This is a genomic window from Sandaracinobacteroides saxicola (assembly GCF_014117445.1).
Lineage (GTDB): Bacteria > Pseudomonadota > Alphaproteobacteria > Sphingomonadales > Sphingomonadaceae > Sandaracinobacteroides_A > Sandaracinobacteroides_A saxicola.
The window spans coordinates 2805721-2827693 of sequence record NZ_CP059851.1 but is presented as its reverse complement, the minus strand read 5'-3'; the positions used below and the strand labels follow the sequence as shown (position 1 = coordinate 2827693).

Annotated in this window: 24 protein-coding genes; 22 read left to right on the top strand and 2 right to left on the bottom strand. The window is 61.3% G+C overall.

The annotated features are described in order from the left end of the window. Nucleotides 1-284 precede the first annotated feature (284 nt). Nucleotides 285-494: a helix-turn-helix domain-containing protein gene (locus H3309_RS14230; RefSeq protein ID WP_182295423.1), complete on the bottom strand. Its 210-nt coding sequence runs from the start codon at nt 492-494 to the stop codon at nt 285-287. Nucleotides 495-632: 138 nt separating this feature from the next. On the opposite strand from H3309_RS14230, the gene H3309_RS14225 reads away from it, so the two are divergent. From H3309_RS14225 to H3309_RS14155, 16 genes are all read left to right on the top strand, one after another. Then, a complete protein-coding gene (locus H3309_RS14225; protein WP_182295422.1) occupies nt 633-932 on the top strand; it encodes a hypothetical protein in 300 nt (99 codons plus the stop codon). A gap of 14 nt (nt 933-946) precedes the next feature. Then, nucleotides 947-1192 (top strand): transcriptional regulator domain-containing protein, encoded by a 246-nt coding sequence (locus H3309_RS17835; protein WP_398398654.1) that lies wholly within the window; start codon nt 947-949, stop codon nt 1190-1192. A gap of 34 nt (nt 1193-1226) precedes the next feature. Further along, a complete protein-coding gene (locus H3309_RS14220; protein ID WP_182295421.1) occupies nt 1227-1754 on the top strand; it encodes a DUF2285 domain-containing protein in 528 nt (175 codons plus the stop codon). Between the two features lie 96 nt (nt 1755-1850). Continuing rightward, the gene (locus H3309_RS14215; protein WP_182295419.1) at nt 1851-2129 is read left to right on the top strand and encodes a helix-turn-helix transcriptional regulator; all 279 of its coding nucleotides are present in this window, start codon (nt 1851-1853) and stop codon (nt 2127-2129) included. Further along, a complete protein-coding gene (locus H3309_RS14210) occupies nt 2129-3124 on the top strand; it encodes a replication initiator protein A (RefSeq protein ID WP_182295417.1) in 996 nt (331 codons plus the stop codon). Before H3309_RS14215 ends, H3309_RS14210 begins: the two co-directional genes overlap by 1 nt. Further along, entirely contained in the window at nt 3121-3759 is a 639-nt protein-coding gene (parA, locus tag H3309_RS14205) for a ParA family partition ATPase (protein WP_182295415.1), read from the top strand. The genes H3309_RS14210 and parA overlap by 4 nt, the downstream gene beginning before the upstream one ends. Then, nucleotides 3756-3977, top strand: a complete 222-nt coding sequence (locus tag H3309_RS14200; protein ID WP_182295413.1) for a ribbon-helix-helix protein — start codon at nt 3756-3758, stop codon at nt 3975-3977. Before parA ends, H3309_RS14200 begins: the two co-directional genes overlap by 4 nt. Then, the gene (locus H3309_RS14195; protein ID WP_182295411.1) at nt 3974-4438 is read left to right on the top strand and encodes a DUF2840 domain-containing protein; all 465 of its coding nucleotides are present in this window, start codon (nt 3974-3976) and stop codon (nt 4436-4438) included. Before H3309_RS14200 ends, H3309_RS14195 begins: the two co-directional genes overlap by 4 nt. 56 nt (nt 4439-4494) lie before the next feature. Next, on the top strand, nt 4495-4962 hold the full coding sequence (locus tag H3309_RS14190) for a S26 family signal peptidase (RefSeq protein WP_182295409.1): 468 nt from the start codon (nt 4495-4497) through the stop codon (nt 4960-4962). Then, nucleotides 4959-5582, top strand: a complete 624-nt coding sequence (locus H3309_RS14185; protein ID WP_207791514.1) for a lytic transglycosylase domain-containing protein — start codon at nt 4959-4961, stop codon at nt 5580-5582. Before H3309_RS14190 ends, H3309_RS14185 begins: the two co-directional genes overlap by 4 nt. 455 nt (nt 5583-6037) lie before the next feature. After that, nucleotides 6038-7519, top strand: coding sequence for a relaxase/mobilization nuclease domain-containing protein (locus tag H3309_RS14180; protein WP_243453743.1), 1482 nt, complete (start codon nt 6038-6040; stop codon nt 7517-7519). 90 nt (nt 7520-7609) lie between these two features. Continuing rightward, the gene (locus tag H3309_RS14175) at nt 7610-9547 is read left to right on the top strand and encodes a conjugal transfer protein TraG (protein WP_182295404.1); all 1938 of its coding nucleotides are present in this window, start codon (nt 7610-7612) and stop codon (nt 9545-9547) included. A gap of 29 nt (nt 9548-9576) precedes the next feature. Further along, nucleotides 9577-9960, top strand: a complete 384-nt coding sequence (locus tag H3309_RS14170) for a CopG family transcriptional regulator (RefSeq protein ID WP_243453742.1) — start codon at nt 9577-9579, stop codon at nt 9958-9960. A gap of 1561 nt (nt 9961-11521) precedes the next feature. Next, nucleotides 11522-14884 (top strand): RHS repeat-associated core domain-containing protein, encoded by a 3363-nt coding sequence (locus H3309_RS14165; RefSeq protein ID WP_182295400.1) that lies wholly within the window; start codon nt 11522-11524, stop codon nt 14882-14884. After that, nucleotides 14881-15255 carry a hypothetical protein gene (locus H3309_RS14160; protein WP_182295398.1) on the top strand — a complete coding sequence of 125 codons (375 nt, stop codon included), beginning with the start codon at nt 14881-14883 and terminating at the stop codon, nt 15253-15255. The genes H3309_RS14165 and H3309_RS14160 overlap by 4 nt, the downstream gene beginning before the upstream one ends. Nucleotides 15256-15387: 132 nt before the next feature. Next, entirely contained in the window at nt 15388-15567 is a 180-nt protein-coding gene (locus H3309_RS14155; protein WP_182295396.1) for a hypothetical protein, read from the top strand. A 117-nt stretch (nt 15568-15684) separates the two neighbouring features. On the opposite strand, the gene H3309_RS14150 is transcribed toward H3309_RS14155, so the two are convergent. Beyond that, nucleotides 15685-15861 carry a hypothetical protein gene (locus H3309_RS14150; RefSeq protein WP_182295394.1) on the bottom strand — a complete coding sequence of 59 codons (177 nt, stop codon included), beginning with the start codon at nt 15859-15861 and terminating at the stop codon, nt 15685-15687. A 222-nt stretch (nt 15862-16083) separates the two neighbouring features. Here H3309_RS14150 and H3309_RS14145 point away from each other — a divergent pair, with 222 nt between their 5' ends. Genes H3309_RS14145 through H3309_RS14120 form a run of 6 tightly spaced genes read left to right on the top strand, consistent with a single transcriptional unit; the run spans nt 16084 to nt 21696 of the window. Further along, entirely contained in the window at nt 16084-16377 is a 294-nt protein-coding gene (locus H3309_RS14145; RefSeq protein ID WP_243453741.1) for a TrbC/VirB2 family protein, read from the top strand. A 4-nt stretch (nt 16378-16381) separates the two neighbouring features. Continuing rightward, nucleotides 16382-16666 (top strand): type IV secretion system protein VirB3, encoded by a 285-nt coding sequence (locus H3309_RS14140; protein WP_182295390.1) that lies wholly within the window; start codon nt 16382-16384, stop codon nt 16664-16666. Further along, the gene (locus H3309_RS14135; protein ID WP_182295388.1) at nt 16645-19017 is read left to right on the top strand and encodes a VirB4 family type IV secretion/conjugal transfer ATPase; all 2373 of its coding nucleotides are present in this window, start codon (nt 16645-16647) and stop codon (nt 19015-19017) included. The genes H3309_RS14140 and H3309_RS14135 overlap by 22 nt, the downstream gene beginning before the upstream one ends. Continuing rightward, the gene (locus H3309_RS14130) at nt 19017-20198 is read left to right on the top strand and encodes a type IV secretion system protein (RefSeq protein ID WP_243453937.1); all 1182 of its coding nucleotides are present in this window, start codon (nt 19017-19019) and stop codon (nt 20196-20198) included. Before H3309_RS14135 ends, H3309_RS14130 begins: the two co-directional genes overlap by 1 nt. Continuing rightward, nucleotides 20198-21004 (top strand): virB8 family protein, encoded by an 807-nt coding sequence (locus H3309_RS14125; RefSeq protein WP_182295384.1) that lies wholly within the window; start codon nt 20198-20200, stop codon nt 21002-21004. Before H3309_RS14130 ends, H3309_RS14125 begins: the two co-directional genes overlap by 1 nt. Continuing rightward, nucleotides 21001-21696, top strand: a complete 696-nt coding sequence (locus H3309_RS14120) for a TrbG/VirB9 family P-type conjugative transfer protein (protein ID WP_182295382.1) — start codon at nt 21001-21003, stop codon at nt 21694-21696. The genes H3309_RS14125 and H3309_RS14120 overlap by 4 nt, the downstream gene beginning before the upstream one ends. Nucleotides 21697-21973 lie beyond the last annotated feature (277 nt).

Sequence of the window (21973 nt, the reverse complement as noted above, 5' to 3'; positions counted from 1 at the left end):
GCCAGGCACTGCATGATGCTTGGCCGCGCGCCGCCCTTCGATCCGCGCCACGCGTTGACGCAGCCTGTCCAGCACATGACGCGACTCAGAGTTCATATGTTCATGATATGTTCTAATCCTGTGTCAACATGCAAGACGGATTCCGAGGGCAACTGAAAGCCGAAAAGCGCCGGCTCGGACAATGGGTCAGAAGGAAGCGCTTCGAAGCCACAACGCACAACACCAGGGACGGCTTGAATTGGGGCAGCGACGCGACAGGAGCATCTTGGTCCAAATTGGAGAACCTAGATGTTCTCCAGCATTGATGCCGGACTGACGTTAAAGACCTTTGCCACCTTGTCGACAGCGTCAAGCGTAGGCGAATAGACTTGCCGTTCCAGTGCACTGACATAGGTGCGATCAAGCCCGGCGCGATGCGCCAATTCTTCCTGCGACAGCTTTTGCGCTTTTCGAAGCGCTTTGAGGTTCCTGGCGAATATCTCCCGCGACGTCATGCATGCCAAGCGACGCGCTTGTTGAGTATTCCGCCACGGAGTATTCTCTACAACATTTCTGGCAGGTGCACGATCCGCCTCGTGCGCATAGCAAGAGTTTACGATTGGACGCCGGGTCATCCGAAAAGGAACAGGGAGATGTCAGACGCGGGGGGGACAAGGCTCCTGGACGAGCCTCCTGATGACGAAACCGTCACGGACTATGATCTGGCGTTCGCCAATCATTATCTAAGGCTGCTCGCCGCACATGACGAAGGTGCGCCCTGGCAAGAAGCCGCGTCGCTGGTGCTATCGCTCGATTGCGTCAGCGATCCCGGGCGGGCGCAACGCATTCACGACGCGCACCTTCGGCGCGCCATCTGGATTGCCAGGCATGGCTTCCTGGACCTGCTGAAACGCGGAAAATACGACGAACCGCCGGAGCATACTCAGGCTTGATCCGTTAAAATGGCGTGGGTCGCACTGAGTCGAGAGGGGCCGGCTCGCAGGTTGCGGAGGAAGGCGTGACGGCGCCGGACTGGAGAACCGGCGAGGGCTTTGAGTGGACATTGGAATGCGGGCTCACAGCTCTCGCGTGGGAATTTCTCAGATTCAACCCGGACTACCGCGAATATGTCCGGAACGGGGTTCGCTTCGGTGACGAACCCCCGGACGTTTCCCGTTGGGGGTTGCGATTTCGTCGCCGACCCAAGACATGACTGGCGCCACACTCCCGTCTTCTGGCGGGCCGATATGTGCGACGATGTGGCCTGCTTTGGCAGGGCGCCGATCGGTGCTGGGCTGGCCAGCACAGCGGACGAGCTTGCTCGCCTCGCGCACCGACAGAGGACGGCTTCGGATGGGCTGCATCTGAACTGGCGCTCGGGCGAACAGGCGTGGTTGCTTCCACCGGTCATCCCTGATGCGCCTGTCGCCGCGATAGCGCCGCTGAATGGCGCGCTGGCACGCCGCCTTGCCGCGGTCGAACAGGTATGGCGAAGGATGGAAGGCTTGGCGCCCATATCGACGCGCAGGCTGAGCATGCGGCGACGCACCTATCTGACAAGGGCACTTCGTGCTGTCTGCGGCAGGCTCGACGGCGCCAGCTATCGAGAGCTGGCCGTCGCAATCCTGGGTGCGGAAGTCGTCCCCGCCGGACCGGCATGGAAGTCAAGCGACGCGCGCAGCCTTGTCATCCGTCTGACCGACACGGGCAGGCGCCTTTCGAACGGCGGGTACTGCTCACTGCTGGGCAAGGGGTCCGATTTCCGGGCCCCCTGAAACCGGACTCCCTCCCGCCGCCAACCTTTCGCCATTTTGCGCTCCTGTCCCGCCAAGCTGTCCGCAGCGGCCGCGCGGTGCCCGAGGAGCCCATCGATGAGCGCAACTGCACCCGGCTTTCCGCCACGCTACCTCCGTACCCCGGAAGCGGCGCGTTTTCTCAGCCTCTCCCATCGCACGCTTGAGAAGCACCGCTGCTACGGAACGGGGCCGCGCTATTCCAAGGTGGGCGGGCGCGTCGTCTATTCCGTCTCCGACCTTCAAGCCTGGGTCGGCCGTGGAATGAAGGCCTCCACCAGCGACCCCGGACATGACACCGTGCTCCCGGCCAAGCGCCATGTGGCGCTGGCGCCCGCCTATGCTGGGCGCCGCTGATGCGACCCGAGCGTGCCCAGCTCAATCTGTTCCGGGTCATCCCGCGCGACATGGCGCTTCGGGATGCACAGGATCTCATGGCCTACCCCTTCTTCAGCCTGGCGAAATCACGGCGGGTGCGGCCCATCGTCTTTGCGGCCGGCGATGTCTCCATCCGGGTCGAAGCCGTCCCCGAGCATGGCATGGCGACGATCTGGGATGCCGACGTGCTCATCTGGGCCGCCAGCCATATCGTCGAGGCGCGCGATGCCGGCCTGAAGACGTCGAGACTGCTGTCCGCGACACCGTTCGAGATGCTCACCTTCATGCGGCGCGGAACCTCGGGCGCTGCCTATGCACGGCTGAAAGCTGCCCTGGACCGGCTGCAATCCACCACTATCGCCACCTCGATCGGCCGCCCGGCCGGGCGCAGATTGCACCGCTTCTCCTGGATCAACGAATGGGTCGAACGCTCCGACGCATCCGGCGCGGCACTCGGGATCGAGTTGATCCTGCCCGACTGGTTCTACCAGCTCGTGCTCGACCAGAAGCTGATCCTGACGATCGACCCGGGCTATTTCGCGCTGACCGGCGGGCTGGAACGCTGGCTCTATCGCATCGTGCGCAAACATGGCGGCCGGCAATCGGAGGGGTGGCGCTTCAACCTGCACTATCTGCACCTGAAGTCCGGCAGCCTCGCGCCCTACAAATGGTTCAGCGGCGAGGTCAGGGCGATCGTGAAACGACAGTCGTTGCCGGGTTACTGGCTCGCCATCGAACCCGCGCCGCGGGGCGGCGCCGAGCTTTCCTTCCGGCCGAACTGTGCAAAAACTGTGGACAGCATCGTGCGATCGGTGACCCGAAACCTCGTGCGATCGCTGGCCGCGCCATCGTGCGATCACTTGCCGAAATCGCCGAGAAACCATTCTCAACCAATAGCTTCTGTCACCCTTAACTTCGAGTCTAACGTATCTTCTAACTTCGAAGTCGCTCATCGACGTCGGAGCCACCCGTGATCGTTGCACTGCTCAACCAGAAGGGCGGCGTCGGCAAGACGACGCTCGCCCTGCACCTCGCCGGGCGATGGGCCGGTAAGGGAAGGCGGGTAACGCTGGTGGATGCCGACCCGCAGGGCTCTGCGCTCGACTGGTCTGAAGCGCGTGCGGCGTCGAACGGCGCGCGCCGTTTCGGCGTCATCGGCCTCGCCCGCGAAACCCTGCATCGGGAACTTCCGGCGCTTGCCGCCGATGTCGATCACCTGATCATCGACGGCGCACCGCGAACCACTGGGCTCGCGCGATCCGCGCTGCTTGCGGCCGACGTGGTTCTCGTTCCGGCGACGCCGTCTCCGCTCGACGGATGGGCATCCGCCGAAATGCTTCAACTGATCGAGGAGGCGCGCGTTTTCAGGCCGGACCTGGTGGCACGGCTGGTGCTCAACCGCTGTGCCAGCGGAACGGTGATCGCGCGCGAGACGGCCGCCGCGCTCGAAGCCCATGATCCGCCACTGCTGAACAGCCGCATCGGGCAGCGGGTGATCTTCGCGCAGGCCGCCAGCACCGGCAGCCTAGTGGATGAACTCGATCCGGGTTGTCTGGCCGCCGCCGAGATCGCCGCGCTCGCGAGCGAAGTCGAGGCGCTGCAGCCGTGAAAAGCCGCTTCGCGTCCCGCCCGGGCAATGCCGAAGCCTGGGTCAAGGCCGTTCCCGCCAGTCGGACCGAGCAGTTCAGCGCGCGTCTGACCATCGACGTGACCCCGGAATTGCGCGGCCGGATCAAGATCGTCGCGTTCCAGCACGGGCTTACGGTCGCCGACATGCTGCGTACCCTGCTTGACCGGGAGTTCGGCGAAGGCGGTGGCGGGCAATGACCGGCGGGACCGAAGTGGCACTTCTGCATGTTCCAGGTCGGCAGGAGCATTGGTTACGGTTCGGGCAGCATTGGTCGGAACGGATCATCGACCGACGTCGGCGGACGTTGCTGTTCCGGCCGGGCGCAGTGTTCGCTTTCATCCGCTGGGCGTCGAACGATCATGGCACAATCGAAAGCCGAATCGACATTGCCAGGGCGGGCGAGCTGGGCGAGTCCGTGACCTGTCTTCCATATATAGAGCCCGGCGCTGTAAGCCTGTTGCGGGCGGCAGGATGGCCAAAGGTGCGGCAAGTCCTGAACCTGATCGACGAGGCGGAGCGCGTTTGTGGCGATGCAGCCGACGTGAACCCGGACTATTGGCAGCACGTCCACCAGCGGCTGATCACAGGCCTCACGCCCGCCCGTTACAGCGCCAGCCGACATCGGGCCTGGCTCCTGCGGCGGAAGCTCGACACGTGAAGGCCACGGTTAGAGAACAGCGCAGGCTGCTTGCGACAGGCGGCACGGTTGCTGCGATGGTTATCATCTCGCTGATCGCGGCAATGCCGAAGAAGGTCTTCTGGAACGCCTCGGCAAGTGTCCCGATCGGTCTTTATCTGGCTACCAGCCCAGCAAAGCCGGGCATCGGCGACATTGTGGTGTTCGACCCACCGGCCGAAGTCGCACGCTTTGCCGACAGTCGCGGCTATCTGCCTCTCGGGACACCGATGCTCAAGCGCGTCGCTGGTCTGGCCGGAGATCGCATCTGCCGTCGTGAAACAGAAGTTCGTGTTGCCAATGTCGTCCTGACGGCTCGCGACCGCGACCGGAAAGGCAGACCGCTGCCGGTGTGGGAGGGCTGTCGGACGCTTGGCCGGGGCGAGGTCTTCCTGCTGAACGTCGGCGTGCCCGACAGCCTCGACGGCCGATATTTCGGACCGCAGCCGATCGAGCGGGTAGCCGCGATTGCTGTGCCAATCTGGACGTTTGGTAGCGTCCGATGACGCCACGCCGGCGCCTCACCATGCTCGGCTGCATAGCCATCTTGGCGACAGCTGTCTCTGCGCCATCATATGCGAACAGCATGCGACCAACCAGCGACGCCTGCCAAGCGCACATAGACGCCGCCGCTGTATGGGCTGGTCTTCCAGCTGTCTGGGTTCGGGAAGTCATGCTCGCGGAAAGCGGGGGTCGAAGCTCCGCGATTTCGAGTGCTGGTGCAATAGGCTGCATGCAGTTGATGCCGGGAACATGGTCAGAACTGACCGCCCGGTTCAGCCTCGGCTCTGATCCATTCCATCCGCGCGCCAATATGTTCGGAGGTGCTGCCTATCTCCGCGCGATGGTCGATCGCTTCGGATGGCCATCGGCACTGGCAGCCTATCACGCAGGTCCCAATCGCTACGAGCAGCATCGCGAAGGGGCTCGACCCCTCCCTGATGAAACCCGTGCCTATGTCGCCACCATTGCCAGCAGGACAGACGGCACGACCACGATCGCACTCCAACCCGCGATCGGATTGCCGGATTGGCGACACTCAGACCTTTTCACCGGCCCATCTGCGGCCGGATTCTCGAACGAGTCATCCGCGACAAGTGTCGCTCGGCCGCCTCTGGACGACTGACCAGCCAATGTCCTTGGTCACCGTCAGACTTTGGTCAGGAATGAACAGTTTCTGTGAGGGCAAGATGAAAGCGGCGGCACCACGTGCCTGCCTTGTGGTTGTGATCGTTTGCAAATCCGAGGCACCGGCGCAAAACTGCCGGTGCCTGCATCTACCCGATCTTCCAGCACTTTCAATGGTATACATGGGCACCAACCATCTGGCAGGCCATGGATAACAAGCGCGACGATCGCTTTTCGCCGCGACCAGGCCGCATCTCCGGTCGGCACACGGTGCCGTCTCCAAGCGGGCTACGAGCCGCAGTTTTGAATCTTTGCGGGTCAAGGACGAACCCCTCTGCGAGACGCACATCCTCGACTTTCGGGAGGGGAAGAGCAGCCTCGCTCACTGCGTCGCTTCGGTCGCCGGGCCGACGTGTCGCCGTCAAGATGCGGTCCGTCAGGCATCGAGGTTCGATGGCCCGTGCCGCGCTCGCAGCCCACATCACTTACCTCGATCGGGATGGGGTCAGCCGTGAGGGCGAACCGCAGGGCATTTTTTCGGCTGATGGTGAAACGCCGGATCGGAGCGCCTTCGCCGACCGCTGCAGCGATGACCGGCACCACTTTCGCTGCATCGTCTCGCCCGAGGATGCAAATGAACTGCAGGATCTTAGGGCAACAACTCGCGACCTCATGCGACAGGCCGAAAAGGACCTGGGAACCCGACTGGAGTGGATAGCGGTCGATCACTGGAACACCGACAACCCGCATGTGCATATCCTCATCCGCGGTCGGGCGGATGACGGCAGGGATCTCGTCATCAGCCGGGACTATTGGACGAAAGGCCTGCGGGCGCGTGCCGAGGCACTGATCGAGCAGGAACTTGGCCCGCGCAACGAACTCGCCATCCGCACCACGCTCGAACGCGAAGTCACCGCCGACCGCTTCACCGGCCTCGATCGGATGATGCGCAACTTGGCTGCGCATGACGGTTGTATTGATCCTGACAAGCTGCCGACACTGTCAACGCCCGGCGTCGGACAGCTGGCTATTACCCGCCTTCGACGCCTCGAATGGATGGGCCTTGCCACGCCGACAGACGATGGAGGCTGGCGTATTGCGGCCGACCTCGAGCAGCGGCTGCGCGATCTCGGTAGCCGGAACGACATCATCGCGACCATTCACAAAGCCCTCGCACGCCAGTCGATCGAGCGGGGAGCCGACGCGCTGATCCACGAACATGCGAGTGGCGGCCCTGTCATCGGTCGCTTGGTCGAACGAGGGCTTCAAGATGAGCTTGCCGGGACGGCCTACGCCGTCGTCGACGGTGTCGATGGCCGGGCACACCACATCCGGCTGCCCGACCTTGCTGCGACTGGCGACGGGCCTGTCGGCTCGATCGTCGAACTGTGGACCTACACGGATCGCGCCGGTCGCGCGGCCGAGGTCCTGGCGCTTCGGTCCGATCTCGCGGTCGGCGCGCAGGTCAGCGCTGCGGGCGCTACTTGGCTCGACCGTCAACTCGTGGCACGCGAGCCGTCGCATGTGGTCGATGCCGGGTTCGGCCGGGACGTGAAAGACGCGTTGTCGGCAAGGGCAGAGCATCTTGCCTCGCAGGGGCTCGCGCGGCGGCAGGGCGCGCGCATGCTTTTCGTGCGCGACCTGCTGGCAACCCTTCAGGAACGGGAACTGCGATCCGTCAAAGCAAAACTTGAAATCGAGACCGGTATCGCGGCGCGGCCGGCAACGGTCGGCGGCGCGGTTGCAGGCACCTTCCGCCGACGGATCGATCTGGCATCGGGCAGGTTCGCGATGATCGAAGGCAGTCTCGGCTTTCAGCTCGTGCCGTGGACCCCATCGCTGGACCGGCAGCTCGGACGTGAGGTCGCCGGCATCGTCCGGGACGGCGGCAGGATCGAATGGTCACTGGGCCGCCAGCGAGGCCTCGAAATCTGACTGTCCCATGTGCCCTCTTCCCTACGCAGTGCTACGAAGGCGGCATAGTTGCGCTTGCGCGCGCGGACGTCCGAGCATCCGGTGCATCTCATGCAAGCGACGAAAATCCTCTGGGGACAGATCCTTCTGGTGGTACTGGTAGTGCTCGGCTCCGTCTGGGGCGCAACCCAATGGACTGCCGCCCAGCTCGGCTACCAGGGGGAGCTCGGGCCGCCGCTGTTCGAAATAGCAGGCGTCCCTGTCTACGTCCCCGGCCAGCTCTTCTGGTGGTGGTACTGGTATGACGCCTATGCGCCGAACGTGTTCGCGCGCGGTGGCATGCTCGCCGCTTCCGGCGGTCTCGCAGCGGTCGTGATTTCGGTCACAATGTCCGTGCAGCGGGCAAGGGAGCTACGGGAAGCCACCACGTTCGGGTCGGCCCGGTGGGCCCGACCTGCCGAGGTGGCCCGCGCAGGGCTGCTACGCGACGCAGGCGTCTTCCTCGGAAAGTTCGGGCAGAGCTATCTCCGGCACAACGGGCCGGAACATGTATTGTGCTTCGCACCGACGCGATCCGGCAAGGGTGTTGGGCTGGTTGTGCCCACCCTGCTCACCTGGCCGGCGTCGTGCATCGTCCACGATATCAAGGGCGAGAACTGGGACCTGACCAGCGGCTGGCGTGCCCGCTTTGGGCGGGTGCTGCGGTTCGATCCGACCCGGGCCGATTCAGATGCCTATAACCCGCTGCTGGAGGTCCGCCGCGGTCCGTCCGAGGTGCGTGACGTCCAGAACATCGCCGACATCCTCGTCGACCCGGAAGGCGCGCTGGAGCGCCGGACGCACTGGGAGAAGACCAGCCACGCTCTGCTGGTGGGCGCCATCCTGCACGTGCTCTATGCCGAACGCGACAAGACACTTGCCGGCGTTGCTGCTTTCCTCTCCGATCCCGCACGAGCCATCGAAGAGACGCTGGCCGCGATGATGGAAACTCGCCATCTCGGCGATTACCCGCATCCGGTGGTCGCCTCTGCGGCGCGAGAACTGCTCAACAAGTCTGAGAACGAACGATCCGGCGTGCTCTCGACCGCCATGTCGTTCCTTGGCCTATACCGGGACCCGGTGGTCGCAGCGGCCACGAGTCGCTGCGACTGGCGCATCGACGATCTGGTGAATTCTGCGATGCCTGTGACTCTTTACCTCGTCGTCCCGCCATCGGACATCAGCCGAACCAAGCCTCTCGTGCGACTGCTGCTCAACCAGATCGGACGTCGGCTGACAGAAGAGCTGCATACCAAGGCGAAACGCCATCGCCTGTTGCTGATGCTTGACGAGTTTCCCGCACTCGGGCGGCTCGACTTTTTCGAAACGACGTTGGCGTTCATGGCGGGTTACGGTCTGAAAGCGCTGCTGATCGCGCAGTCCTTGAACCAGATCGAAAAGGCCTACGGCCCGAACAACGCCATCCTAGACAACTGCCACGTCCGCGTGGCCTTCGCGACCAACGACGAACGGACGGCGCGGCGAATTTCCGACGCGCTGGGCACGGCGACCGAGATCCGCGACGCCCGCAATTACGCCGGCCACCGGCTCTCGCCATGGCTCGGACACCTGATGGTCAGCCGACAGGAATCCGCGCGTCCGCTGCTGACCCCCGGCGAAATCATGCAGCTGCCGCCCTCGGACGCGCTCGTCATGGTATCCGGGGTGCATCCAATTCGCGCGCGCAAGGCGCGCTACTTCGAAGACTGGCGCTTGAAGAGTCGGGTGGCGCCGCCGGTCAAGCGAATGCCATCGGCTCAGTCGTCGACCGCGACCGACGAGCGTCCCGCTCTAGGTTTCCCTCCCAAAGCCGGACCATGTGGAAACGGCGGATTGCGGCGCGAGCCGGAGCTTTCGGAATACGAGGAAGTGGCCGTCAGTCCTGTCGCGGCACATTTGAACCTTTCCGACCCGGGTTCGGAAACGCCCGGTCAGTCAACCAGGCCCGGCCCTGCCCGCCGACCCACCCGGCAGATGCAAGCCGAGTTCGATCTGAACATTGTCCGCTGATGCCACGTCGCCAACGCCTCAACGTCCGGATGTCCGACGATGTTGCTGACCAGCTGGCCGAGTATGCATTACGCCGAAAGCTGGACAAGGCCGCCATCGTCGAAGCCGCCATTACCTCCTTCCTTTCGCCCGACTCATCTGATCAGCGCGAAGCCGCACTCGCTCGCAGGCTTGATCGCATAGTTCGCCAGCTTGACCGGCTCGAGCGCGACCAGACGATGATGATGGAAGCCATCGGCCTGTTCGTCCGAGCATGGCTTACTGCCACACCGCCGCTGGCTGAAGCAGCACAGGCTTCGGCGAATTCCCGAGGTCTCGAGCGATACCATAGCTTCGTCGAGTCTCTGTCCAAGCGAATGAGCGGCGCCTTCAAGCTGTCGCGCGAGGTATTGGAAGATGGTGAAAATCGCTGAGTAGAAAGCTACAGATCATACATATGATCTACCATTTTGCGATACGAGCACCGCCGTCAATACGGACATATTCTTCAAATAGCAGATAAGGAAGCATGGTTCACGCCGATATTATTTATATTCATATATGGAAAGTCTTTTTTAACTATGTGTGATATGTCCAATGGATGACCGCTTCGCCGATACACTGGATTTTGCGGTCATTGTCTTTTATAGTAGCGAGAACGAATTCAGTGGTGCCTGAACATCAATATTTTCAATGTGATGAATTTTATCCGTGCATCAGAAGTTACAATTGATCGTGCAAAACAGGCGAGAGCGTGGCAGGACAGTCGAAGTTTCCATGTAAGCAAGTTGACACCTTCTGATGAATGTGCACTACTGCGGAAGGGTCGAAGACGAGTCAGGGGATCATATGCCTCGTTTTCTGCTTTTTCCCGCCATGTTGCTTGCTGTAGCGCCGGTGGTCGCAACTGAAACCATAACTTACATCTATGACTCCCGCGGGCGCCTGGTGAAGGTTGTCCGGTCGGGCACCGTCAACAATGGCGTCCAGGCACAGCATACCCTGGACAAGGCCGGCAATCGAACCAATGTGACGGTCACTGGGTCTCCCAACCCGCCACCGTAAAGCGCGACTCGCGCAAAGGGGCCCATTCATCAATTAATTGCATTGTAAGGGGGAGGCAACATGCGAATGCATGGAGCTCTTGGGCTGTTGCTGGTCAGCACCGCGCTCAGCAGCACATCTTTGTTGGCACAAGCCATGCCCGACGTCGCGCCACCCGCGCGCTACGTTTTGGATCGCAATGGGGTCAACTTGGCGACAGGCGCAAAGATCTTTCGATCGACAGATTTGATTATTGGCCCGCCGGGTCCGGGCGGGCTAGCGTACATACGAGAATATGGTCGGATGTTCTGGGATCGAACGAACTGGGATCTCAAAATTCGGCAACAATCAACTAATCAGATTTCTGTAACAATTGGGTTTGAGTCCAAAACCTTTACGCAGTCAGGCAGCACTTTCACCTCAAATGATGGGGATGGCTCAACACTGACGCGGAGCGGAAATGCCCCATTTTACGTTTACACGCTGACACTTGCGGATGGCACCATATTCACGTATAACGTGAACAGGTTGGTGCCTATTGAGTCATCTGTAATCAGTAGAGCGGAGTCGATTACATACCCGACAGGGGAAAGGGTCAAACTTAACTGGCAAATTGCATATTATTGCTCAAATCAGTCTCTTGATCCACTAGAGTGTCCAGCCAATCTAAGGGAATATAGGGTCAGGCTTAAGTCCATACATAACTCTACGGGCTATGTGATTTCTATTGAGTATGCTGAAGACAATGGCGTGGAATATCTTGATTCACTCAATGATTGGGTAAGGGTCGTTGGAGTTAGAGGTAGCAATGCCGTTTATAGCTCTTGTTATGATTGGGGCTGTTTACCCACACCATCCGAAATCGTAGTAGCATACTCTGAGACAGTGACACCCGGTGTCGCAAGAAGTTGGCAAGTAACTGATCCGGTAGGTCGAATATCGCGCTATACAATGACTTTATCGGTGCCCTTTCAGTTCAACTATCGTCGTCCAGGAAGCGCAAACGACAACGTCGTCACCACCTATGATGCCAATGGACTGCTGACATCTGTCAACGACGATGGCGATGTCTGGTCCTACAGCCGCACCGTATCAGGCGGCAGCGCGACGATGGTCATCACCCCGCCTGCGGGCCTACCATCGACTACCGTTTCCAGCCTAAGCGTTGGTCTTCCTACATCTGTCACGGACTCGACCGGGCGCACGATCACCTACACCTACAACGCCAGCAATCAGCTGACCAAAACGACCATGCCAGAGGGCAACTATGTTACCTACGATTATGATTCGCGTGGCAATGTAACAACGACCACCCGAGTAGCGAAGACAGGGTCGGGGCTGATCAATATCGTGACCAGCGCGGCTTTCCCTGCAACCTGTGACAATAGAAAAACATGCAATCAGCCCATTTCGACGACCGACGGGCGAGGCGCGGTGACCAACTATGAATACGAGCCCACTGCCGGTCTGCCATCGATCGTTACGGCACCGGTTGCGCCCAATGGCGTCCGTCCGCAAGTGCGCTACACCTATAGTTCACTCTACGCCTGGTATAAGGATTCGTCCGGCACCCTTGTTCAGGCCCCCACCCCGGTCACCCGGCTCACCGCCACCTCCACCTGCCAGACGCTCGCCTCCTGCGCCGGCACTGCGGACGAGGTGAGAACCACCATCACCTATGGCACCCCCGGCGTCGCCAACAACCTGCTGCCCACGGTGGTCAGCACCGGCGCCGGCAACGGCTCGCTCACCGCGACCACCACGGCCACCTATGACTTCACCGGCAACACGCTCACCGTCGACGGGGCGCTTCCTGGTACCGATGATACCACGCGCTACCGCTATAACGCCGCGCGGCAGATCGTGGGCGTGGCCGGGCCTGACCCCGACGGTCCCGGCGGCGCCCTGCGGCATCGCGCACAACGCTACACCTATAACGGCACAGGCCTTCTGTCGCAGACCGATATTGGCGATGTGATCAGCCAGTCGAACGCCGACTGGGCCAATTTCCGCAGCTTCCAACAGGTCGCGGTCACCTATGATGCCGCGGCGCGCAAGGTGCAGGAGACACTGACCGCCGATGGCGGAACGATTTTCGCGCTGACGCAATACAGCTACGACGCGAAGGATCGGCTCGATTGCAGCGCGGTGCGCATGAACCCGGCTGCATTCGCCTCGCTGCCCGCCGCCTGCACCCAGGGCACGGCGGGCTCCTTCGGCCCGGACCGCATCGTCAAACGCCTCTATGACGATGCCGACCGCCTGCTGAAGGTGCAGGAAGGCGTCGGTATCCCCGCCGAGGCCGCCGACGAGCGCACCCTCACCTACACCAGCAACGGCCAGGTCGCCACGGTCAAGGATGCGAACAACAACCTCACCACCTATGTCTACGATGGGTTCGACCGCCTGTCGCAGACACGCTATCCGCTCGCGGGCGGCGGCGGCAGCTCGACCACGGATTATGAAGCTGTGACGCTCTATGACCCGAACGGCAACGTCATCCAGCGCCGCCTGCGTGACACACAACTGATCAACTACACCTATGACAATCTCAACCGCATCACCGTGAAGGACGTGCCCGGCACGGTCGAGGACATCTACTACTCGTACGACAATCTCGGCCGGCAGCTGTGGGCACGCTATGCCAGCCCCACCGGCGCATCGGGCGTGTTCAACGATTTCGATGCGCTCGGCCGGCTGACCACCAGCACGGTCTATGGTCGCCCCGTCTCCTACCAATATGATCTGGCCGGCCGCCGCACGCGGATGACCTGGCCCGATGGCTTCTTCGTCACCTATGAGTATCTGATAACCGGCGAACCGGTATTCATTCGGGAGAACGGCTCTTCCGTGCTGGCGTCCTACAACTACAACAGCCTTGGCCGCCGCACCTGGCTGTTGCGCGGCAACGGGGTCAACACCAGCTATATCGACGACGGCGCCTCGCGCTTGACGCTGATGACGCACGACCCTTCCGGCACGGCGCAGGATGTGAACTGGACATTCGGTTATATGCCCTCTGGCCAGATCGCCAGCCTGACGCGCTCGAACGATCTTTATGCCTGGACCGGTCATTACAATGTCAACCGGCCCTACACCCCCAACGGTCTCAACCAATACACCACCGCCGGTGCTGTGACGCTCAGCTATGACGGTCGCGGCAACCTGATCGGCGATGGGGCGAGCAGCTTCAACTATGATGTCGACAACCGCCTTCGCAACGTCACGGGTGCACGCACGCTCAATCTGGCCTATGATCCCTATGGCCGTCTCGCGCAGACCTGGGGCGGCAGCAGCGGCGACACAAGGTTCATCCATGATGGCGGAGAGATTGTGGCGGAGTATGACAATGTGACGGGCAACCTGCTCCGCCGCTATGTCGCCGGCCCCGGCGCGGACGAGCCGCTGGTCTGGTATGAGGGCGCCGGCACTACCGACAAGCGCTGGCTGCTGTCGGACGAGCGCGGCAGCGTGATCGCGGTGACGGACGGTTCGGGCAATACGCTCGGCGTGAACCGATACGATGAGTATGGCATCCCGTCGTCCACCAACCTCGGCCGGTTCGGCTACACCGGCCAGGCTTGGCTTCCCGAGATCGGCCTCAGCTACTACAAGGCACGGTTCTACTCCCCCACGCTGGGCAGGTTCATGCAGACCGACCCGATTGGGTATGACGATGGGCTGCACCTGTACGCATATGTGGGGAATGATCCGGTGAATGGGCGGGATCCGACGGGTTTGTGTGACTACGAGGGTGGAGCCCAAAGCGGGTGCATTGAGGAAATTCTTGTTTCGGTAACCCGTGGAACATTCACTGTTTCAGGAAGCTTCGGCGGGGTAGGCGAAATACCCAATATTCCGCCGATCATACTCGCCGAGGTGAGTTTCCCATCGGTTGATGCCGCAAAGCCGGCCCAGCCATCGCCTAAACCCCCTGAGCGTCCCAAAGAGTGTGGGTCTGCACTTAACAGATTTGGGGCAGCGTTGGAGGAAGGAGGGAAATGGGGTGCGCGATTTGGACTGGGGGCAGCAGCGGTCGGCTCATTTACCGTCGTTGGAGCGGCGCCCGGCCTTGCTGGTGCTCAAGTTGGTGGATTTGCCTCAGCAGCCGGACAAGCGTTGCAAGACATTGCATTCGATCGTCCAGTACTTGAAATAGGATTGCGATTTGGAATAAATGCCTTTGGGGGCAGTTTGGTTGGCGCGCTTGTTCCGTCGGGCGCACGTAGTGCGCTAGGTGATGCACTTGCAGGAGAATTCCTTGCGGTAGGCCTGTCACCTATACCGTTGCTTGACCCGGAGCGCTGCAAATGAAATCGACTCGCTGGTTTATCCATTTTCATCAACAGGGTTTGATCATATTTGCCCCCTTAATTATTATTTATTTGATAGATCTGCTCCTTTTGGCAAATTTTGATTGGATAATACGCGGCTTGTCATTCATCGTTTTTACTTTGTACTATGTGTTTGTATTGAAATCTCGTCCATACATTATTGGCTTATTGAGAATTTCATCTGTATCAGAAAAATCTTTTAAGCTTATGTTGGCTGCGATTGGACTGTGGCTATTTGCTGTTTCGATTAAACCATATACTCAAAATCACGACATTGTTATAATTTTTATTGTTGCCATTTCTGCAATGTTTTTATTGATATCTTTTTTTTCTATGGCCTATGAATCTTAGAATTACGGTGGAATACGATGATGGTGTGGACGGTACTCTGATTGGGGGTTTGGTTCGGCTGTGCCGACCCTTCACGGTGTGACTGTCGAGGTTCACCTGCAGGAGCACCCCCGGCCTTCGCCGGGGCAGGCCATGCCGAAGCTACTCTCTGATCTGTCGTCTGTCACTGTTGTCGGCCTCGATCTGGCCAAGCATCTATTCCAAGTGCATACCATTGATTCGGCTGGCCACATCATCGTGGACCGGGCGCTGCGGCGCAAGGATGAGCCAGCTTTCTTCGCCGCCTTGCCGCAGGCCTATGCGAAGCCCTGAAACAGCTTGCCAAATCCGCCAACATCTGCTAACCATATTGGCATCACCGAGTCAGCATTCGACGTCCATCCACCCCGCGCGACCCGCCCAAACCCCCGAAATCGCTAAGCCCTTGATTCAGGCTGTCACTTTTTTCGACAAACCTTCCAGAATTCGGCCCTGCAACAAACCAACACCCCCTGCGCGGCCAAGCCGCGCGAAACGAACAGCGGCCTGCGCGGAAAGAGCGAAAAGAACAAAAGGAAGAAGAAAGGGCGTGGCAAAGCCACGCTGTCGGACGGGTTCGTCGGGCAAGCCCTCCGCCCCGCCGGCCATGCTGGCGCGAGTCTTAGAATAGCGGGCTGCGCACCGCTATTCTGTGCCGCGCTGCGCACGCCAGCGATAAAATCTCTTTCATCGCCTTTCGCGTCCATCGCCGCCGGAATCGATTGACAACACACCCCGATTCGGGTTCAAATCCGGTCACTGGGGAATGGCCAAAAGATGAAGCGCGTCAGTCATTTGCTTCGGCTTTCGATGGCATCGAATGCCCTCCTCCTCGCCATTCCCGCCATCGCCCAAACCCTTGATGCAGACCCTCAGGGTGCCGGCGTCATCGTGGGGGCGGCGCGCTGGATCCAGGGCACTTTGCTCGGCGCCTTCGCCACCACGGCTGCCGTCGTCGCGGTCGGGGTCGTCGGCCTGCTGATGCTGACCGGCCGGGTCAACTGGCGCCATGGCGCGGTCGTGATCCTGGGCTGCTTCATCCTGTTCGGCGCGGCCAGCATCGTCGCCGGCATCCAGTCCGCCGCCACCCTGAGCGGCGGCTGACCCCATGAGCGGCATCGACCGCGACCGGCTGTTCGTGGCCCTCACTCGGCCGCAGATGTTCGCCGGCGTCACCTACAGCTATTTCGTGATCAACATGGTCATCACTGCGGAACTGTTCCTCATCTTCCGCTCGCTCTGGGTCGTGGCGACCGCGCTGCTCGTCCACGCCGTCGGCATGCTCCTCGCGCTGAGGGAGCCGCGCTTCGCCGACCTGTGGGTCACGCGCGCCAGCCGCTGTGGCCGTGTCCGCAACCATGCCCTGTGGCGATGCAACTCCTACCGCCCCTGACCCGCGACCCGCGCATCATCGCGCGGGAAAAGAGCGCCGGCGCGCATCTGCCCTATGCCCGCCATGTCGATGACCATACGATCGAAACGCGCTCCGGCCTGCTGCTGCAAGTCATCGCCCTGCGTGGCCTGCTGTTCGAGACTGCCGACAGTGCCGAGCTCAACTATCGCAAGACCCTGCGCGATGCGATGCTGCGTGCGATCGGCTCATCGCGCTTCGCCCTCTATCACCATGTCGTTCGCCGACGGGTCGATGTGGCGCTCGACGCCGACTTCCCCGACCCCTTCTCACTCGACCTCGATCGACGCTGGCGGGCGAAGCTGGAAGGCCGGCAGCTTTACGCAAATGAGCTGTTCCTGACGCTGATCCGGCGGCCGCTGCAAGGCCGGATGGGGCTGCTCGACAAGGTGCGGACCTGGGTGGGCGCCACCGGTGTGGATCGTGCGCAACAGGTCGGCATCGAGCTCTCGGCGCTGAACGAGGCACGCGATGCCTTGATCGCCGCGCTCGGCAGCTATGGTCCGCGGCTGCTCGGCGTCTACCAGACGCCCCAAGGCCTCTGCTCGGAGCCGCTGGAGTTCCTGGGCGGGTTGTTCAACGGCACCACGACGCCGATGCTGCTGCCGTTCGGCGATCTGGGGGAGAATGTCGCGCGCCGGCGGATCAGTTTTGGCCAGAATGCTTTCGAGCGCGCCGCGGATGGTCTGGCGCCACGCGCCTTTGGCGCCATCATGTCGGTCAAGGACTATGCCGGCCATACCGCCGCGGGCATGTTCGACGAACTGCTTCGCCTTCCCGTCAACATGGTGGTCAGCCAGTCGTTCGCCTTTGTCGAACGCGGCGCGTCGCTGTCCGCGATGAACCTGGCATTGCGCCGGATGCGCGCAGCCGACGACGAGGCAATGAGCCTTCGGGAGGAATTGCTGGTCGCCAAGGATTCTGTCGCAGCCGGCCGGGCAGGGTTTGGCGAACACCATATGACCATCGCTGTCGAAGCGGAGGACCTGGACACCCTCAATGGCAATGTTTCGGAGGTCGCGGCGACGCTGGCGGACCTGGGCATATTGGCGGTTCGAGAAGATATCGGGCTGGAACCAGCCTTCTGGGCACAATTTCCGGCGAACTTTCCCTATATCGCACGGCGGGGGCTTGTCTCGACCGCCAATTTCGCCGGCCTTGCCAGTGCGCACAGCTTCGCCAGCGGGTCACACTCGGGCAACCATTGGGGCGAGGCGGTAACCCTGCTCGAGACGACCGCTGCCGGGCCTTACTTCTTCAACTTCCATCATGGCGATCTTGGCAATTTCACCGTCATCGGCCCATCGGGATCGGGCAAGACCGTCGTCCTCAACTTCCTGCTGGCCCAGGCACGCAAGTTCGATCCGCGCATCGTGTTCTTCGACAAGGATCGTGGCGCGGAACTCTTCATCCGCGCGGTCGGCGGGCGCTACGACCGTCTCGATCCCGCGGTGCCATCGGGACTCAATCCGCTGCAATTCCCCGATACGCCCGGCAACCGCGCGCTGCTCGCCGATTGGCTCACGACCCTCGCGGGTGGTGCCGACGTCGAAGAGATGGCGCGCATCAATGCCGCCATCGACGCCAACTTCACGGTGCCATCCGAATATCGCCGCCTTTGCCATCTCGTGGAACTGTTCCGCGGCCAGGCGCGACCCGCCCCGAACGACCTGTACGCTCGATTGGAACCGTGGTGGGGTAATGGCGCACACGCTTGGCTGTTCGACAATGAACTAGACCGCACCGACCTGACCGAGCGCGTGGTCGGGTTCGACATGACCGCCATCCTCGACGATCCCATGTTACGCACGCCGGCGATGATGGTGCTGTTCCACCGCGTCGAGGAACGGCTCGACGGCAGCCCGGCAATCATCGTGGTCGATGAAGGATGGAAAGCGTTGGACGACGATGTGTTCGTGCGGCGCATCAAGGACTGGGAGAAAACCATTCGCAAAATGAATGGCATCGTCGGCTTTGCCACCCAGAGCGCACGCGACGCGCTCGACAGCCGCATTGCAAGTGCCATCGTCGAACAGGCAGCAACACAGATTTTCATGATTAACCCCAAGGCAAGCGAAGAGGACTATTGCCGGGGGTTTGGACTCACGCTGCATGAGCTCGACTTGGTGCGCACGCTGCCTGACAGTGCACATTGCTTTCTGGTGCGGCATGGCAACGAGAGCGCAGTCGTGCGGCTCGATCTGTCGGGCGAAAAGGATTTCCTCACCATCCTTTCGGGACGCGAACGGACGGTACGCCTGCTCGACAACATCCGCGCGGAGACCGGTGACGATCCGCAGGCTTGGCTACCGCGCTTGCTGGAAGCCGCGTGATGGGGAGCAGTTGCACGGTTCCTGGCACCGGCGCTGGCTTCCTCAAGGGCGTGCTCGACTTCATCGACTGCCAGACGCTTAATATCGGCGCCGGCGGCTTTGCCGCGCTGTCCGATCCCGGCTCGCCCGCGGGTGCAGTGCTGACGATCCTCGTTACCATCTTCATAGCCGTGCTGGGCCTGCGCCTGTTGGCGGGTGAGCCTTTGGGTGCCGGCGTGCTCGTCCCCGTCGCTGTGAAGCTGGGTATCGTGCTCGCACTTGCTACCAGCTGGGCAGCGTTTCAGCTGGTAGTCTATAATATTGTGCTGCGCGGACCGGGGGAGCTGCTGGATGTCATTTCCTCACCGTCGGGGCTGGGCGGTGCGGCTGGCTTGGTCGATCGGCTGCAAGCGGTCGACGATGCCATGGTCGCGTTCACAAGTGCTGGCACGCGCAGTCCGAACATCGTGATCGAACAGCCGTCTGCGCACATCCCGCTCGCCGACGATGTGGCGTTTGGGATTTCGCGGTCGTTCTACCTCGTCGGCACCGTCGGCGCCCTCGGGCTGGTACGTTTGGCAGCCGGCCTCTTGTTGGCGATTTCACCGCTGGTCGCGGGCTTGCTGCTATTTGATGCCACGCGAAGCATCTTCACGGGGTGGTTGCGCATGCTTATTGCAACGGCTCTGGGATCGCTCGGCATCACGCTCGTCCTAAGCGTGACGCTTGCATTCCTCGAGCCTTGGCTCACGAATATCCTCGCGCTACGCGCCGGGGATATTCCCACGCCATCGGCGCCCATCGAGCTGATGATCGTCACGGTCGCCTTTGCCGTTGTTGCGGTCGGCATGATCCTCGTTGCCATCAAGGTCGCACTCGGCATCCCCAACTTAGCTTTTGCGCCCCGATGGACGCTCAGCGATCGACGGCAGCACGATTTTGGAGAAGCGCGAACCACCGGTTCCCAGCGGGCAAGCGAAACTGAGCGGAATGCAGCGGTGCAAGCCAATGCCTCATCGCTCCTTACAGCGAACCTTGCCTCCGGTGCAGCGAATCGTGCCCTCTTGGTGGGTGATCGCTTGCCGAACGCCGACATGCGTCGAGAGCCGCTGGCAACTCGGCCGCCTACACCGCTCGGTCAAGGGCACCGAAGGACCGTTCGCCGCGTTTCCCTTGTCGCATCCACGCGAAGCATACGCTGATGTTGCCGGAAGCACGCGACGCCGTTCAATCCAATTTTCAGGCGGCGGCCAGTTGGAAAAACGATGGCTTTGAGTCAGCTTTGAGATCGCAGCGGTTTGCGTGGTTGATTGCGCTTATTGCCAGCGGGATCGCGTTGATCCTCGGCATTGCCGTCGTGATCATGCTGCCGCTCAAGACTGTTGTCCCTTACACTTTGCTCGTTGATCGTCATACGGGATATGTCCAGGCATTGGACCCGACCGACAATCCGCGGATCGCGCCCGACGCAGCGCTCACGCGTTCGTTTCTTGCACAATATGTAACCGCGCGGGAAGGCTTCGACCGTGCCACGGTCAAGCAGGACTATCGACGTGTGATGCTATGGTCCAATGGACGTGTGCGAACGGTTTATTCCGCAGCACTCCAGGCTTCCAACCCAAATAGTCCTCTCGTGGCGCTCCCCCGCGGATCCACTATCGAATCGCGTGTGCGCTCAATATCGTCTTTGGACGAAACGACCGCGCTAGTTCGCTTTGAAACCATACGCCGCGATCAAAATGGCGCGGTACAATTGCCACGTTACTGGGTGGCCATCGTTCGCTACAATTTCTCCAACGGCCCGATGACTGTTGAAGACCGTTTCATCAATCCGTTGGGTTTTCAAGTGACAAGCTACCGCCGCAATGCCGAGACGCCGTCGCAATCCGCTGCGGACGGAGAGCGCCAGTCCACGCCGGGCGCCAATGCAAATACGGGTGTGGTCGCGCCCTCCTCCTCTTCGACTACACCTTTGCCCCCGCCCGTTTCGAACACTGTTCAACGATGATGCGTGAGGCAATCCTGTTTACGGCTCTCTGTGTCGCGGCGGGTGCCTGCGCACAAACCCGACCAGTACCGGGTCCCGGCGATCCCAGAGTGCAAATCGTCAGCTTCGAACCGAATCAGGTTGTGGAACTCGAACTGACGGCCGGAACCGCCGTCATGGTGAGCTTCAGCAGCAGCGAACGGGTAGAGACTATTGCGCTCGGTGACAGTGCCGCTTGGGCGGTCACACCGACGAAGCGGGCGGACGCTATTTTCATCAAGGCGCTTTCGGGAGCGGAAAGTAATCTCACGGTTGTCACCGATGCCCGAACATATCTCATGAGGCTCCGCGCCGGCGGAGGCCTCGTCATGCCGGCCTATGCCGTGCGCTTCGTCTACCCCCTTCCGGCAAATGTTGGCGCATCGGACAAAAGTTCGCCGACCGTGTCCTTCACCTATCGTATTCGCGGCAGTCGCACGATCCGTCCCGCGCGGATCGAGCAGATCGGCGAAAACACCGCAATCAGCTGGGACAAGGCCGTGCCATTGCCTGCAGTTTTCCAGGTCACCGATGACGGTACCGAGGCACTGGTGAACGGCGAAATGCAGAATGATCGCTTCATCGTGGAGGGCCACCCCAAAACGATCATTTTTCGGCTCGATGGCCAGCGTGCCACTGCGCAAAGGGTCGATCGGCCCGCCGAAAGGCGCTGACGAATGCCCGCGGCAAGGCCAGATCTCAATAGTCAGGACATCCGACCGTTGGTGGGTCGCAATGCTGGAAACCGGCCATTGTGGATCGGTCTGGCTGTCGTCCTGTTGCTCGGCCTGGTCGTGTTCGCGACCCTAGGCGCAGAACGACAGAAGCTCCAGACCCCAGCTGCGGCAGTGCCCGATGAAGACCTGCCGATCTCCTCTTCCGAGACAATCCCGCCCTTGTCTCTCCCACCAGACCTGATCGCAGTTCCACCCCAACCACCTCCAACTGGGC

Coding starts and splice junctions, on each gene's coding strand:
- H3309_RS14195 (WP_182295411.1), top strand. CDS start 3,974: ATGACCGGCGGGACCGAAGTGGCACTTCTGCATGTTCCAGGTCGGCAG.
- H3309_RS14175 (WP_182295404.1), top strand. CDS start 7,610: ATGCAAGCGACGAAAATCCTCTGGGGACAGATCCTTCTGGTGGTACTG.
- H3309_RS14140 (WP_182295390.1), top strand. CDS start 16,382: ATGAGCGGCATCGACCGCGACCGGCTGTTCGTGGCCCTCACTCGGCCG.
- H3309_RS14125 (WP_182295384.1), top strand. CDS start 20,198: ATGTTGCCGGAAGCACGCGACGCCGTTCAATCCAATTTTCAGGCGGCG.
- H3309_RS14160 (WP_182295398.1), top strand. CDS start 14,881: ATGAAATCGACTCGCTGGTTTATCCATTTTCATCAACAGGGTTTGATC.
- H3309_RS14130 (WP_243453937.1), top strand. CDS start 19,017: ATGGGGAGCAGTTGCACGGTTCCTGGCACCGGCGCTGGCTTCCTCAAG.
- H3309_RS14145 (WP_243453741.1), top strand. CDS start 16,084: ATGGCATCGAATGCCCTCCTCCTCGCCATTCCCGCCATCGCCCAAACC.
- H3309_RS14120 (WP_182295382.1), top strand. CDS start 21,001: ATGATGCGTGAGGCAATCCTGTTTACGGCTCTCTGTGTCGCGGCGGGT.
- H3309_RS14210 (WP_182295417.1), top strand. CDS start 2,129: ATGCGACCCGAGCGTGCCCAGCTCAATCTGTTCCGGGTCATCCCGCGC.
- H3309_RS14185 (WP_207791514.1), top strand. CDS start 4,959: ATGACGCCACGCCGGCGCCTCACCATGCTCGGCTGCATAGCCATCTTG.
- H3309_RS14180 (WP_243453743.1), top strand. CDS start 6,038: ATGGCCCGTGCCGCGCTCGCAGCCCACATCACTTACCTCGATCGGGAT.
- H3309_RS14165 (WP_182295400.1), top strand. CDS start 11,522: ATGACTTTATCGGTGCCCTTTCAGTTCAACTATCGTCGTCCAGGAAGC.
- H3309_RS14220 (WP_182295421.1), top strand. CDS start 1,227: ATGTGCGACGATGTGGCCTGCTTTGGCAGGGCGCCGATCGGTGCTGGG.
- H3309_RS14170 (WP_243453742.1), top strand. CDS start 9,577: ATGTCCGACGATGTTGCTGACCAGCTGGCCGAGTATGCATTACGCCGA.
- H3309_RS14135 (WP_182295388.1), top strand. CDS start 16,645: ATGCAACTCCTACCGCCCCTGACCCGCGACCCGCGCATCATCGCGCGG.
- H3309_RS14155 (WP_182295396.1), top strand. CDS start 15,388: ATGCCGAAGCTACTCTCTGATCTGTCGTCTGTCACTGTTGTCGGCCTC.
- H3309_RS14190 (WP_182295409.1), top strand. CDS start 4,495: ATGGTTATCATCTCGCTGATCGCGGCAATGCCGAAGAAGGTCTTCTGG.
- H3309_RS14230 (WP_182295423.1), bottom strand. CDS start 494: ATGACGTCGCGGGAGATATTCGCCAGGAACCTCAAAGCGCTTCGAAAA.
- H3309_RS14215 (WP_182295419.1), top strand. CDS start 1,851: ATGAGCGCAACTGCACCCGGCTTTCCGCCACGCTACCTCCGTACCCCG.
- H3309_RS14225 (WP_182295422.1), top strand. CDS start 633: ATGTCAGACGCGGGGGGGACAAGGCTCCTGGACGAGCCTCCTGATGAC.